1 protein-coding gene is annotated in these 243 nt (G+C 37.9%); it reads left to right on the top strand.

What is annotated here, in order from left to right; all coding sequences use genetic code 11:
• The coding region (locus tag AWV70_RS19720; RefSeq protein WP_153010065.1) for an MFS transporter at positions 1–243 on the top strand (243 nt) is incomplete at both ends.

Below are 243 nucleotides of genomic sequence, written 5' to 3'. Positions count from 1 at the left end.
ACTCGTGATGGTTGTAGTTGCGCGCTATATTCCAAAGGAAAATAGGGGTAAAGCGTTTGGTCTTATTGGCTCCATAGTAGCTATGGTAGAAGGTATCGGTCCAGCTATTGGTGGAATGATAGCTCATTTTATCCATTGGTCTTATCTTCTGCTCATTCCAATGATGACAATTATCACTGTTCCGTTCCTTATTAAATTGTTGAAAAAAGAAGTAAGGATAAAAGGTCATTTTGATATTGTAGG

This window comes from Sporosarcina koreensis, from assembly GCF_001531445.1.
GTDB classification, from domain to species: domain Bacteria; phylum Bacillota; class Bacilli; order Bacillales_A; family Planococcaceae; genus Sporosarcina; species Sporosarcina koreensis_C.
The sequence above is the reverse complement of the archived record's forward strand: the minus strand, read 5'-3'. Positions and strand labels throughout refer to the sequence as shown.